Raw genomic sequence first — 413 nt, forward strand, 5'->3', positions numbered from 1 at the left:
TGGTAAGCGTGAACTTGGAACCAACCGTGCTCATTTTCGGCAAACAGGAAGGTAAAGGCGTCGAAAATCTTTTTGGTGCCTAACCAGACAAAACGGCAACGGCGTGGGTCAATATCCGGTTTAAAAACATTTTCATAGCGAGTACGCACGGCGCTGTTAATACCGTCAGAAGCTATCAGTAAGTCCGCGTTGTACTCGCGGGCAATGGCTTGGTCGTCGGTGACTTGGGTTTCAAACACCAACTCCACCCCCAGCTCAAGGCAGCGGTCTTGCAAGATATTGAGCAGTTTTTTACGCCCAATGCCGATAAAGCCGTGCCCACCACTGCGGTTGCAAGCGCCGTTAAAGTGGATATCGATATCGTCCCAATGGCTAAACTCGTCGGAAATAGTCTGGGCAGACACGGGGTCAGC

At 51.1% G+C, this 413-nt stretch carries 1 pseudogene; it reads right to left on the reverse strand.

From position 1 onward, the window contains the following. Positions 1 to 413 (reverse strand): annotated as a pseudogene (locus tag AC4IFO_RS23105) (bifunctional salicylyl-CoA 5-hydroxylase/oxidoreductase); the annotation flags it as partial.

It is taken from the genome of Providencia sp. UF-224, assembly GCF_058245955.1.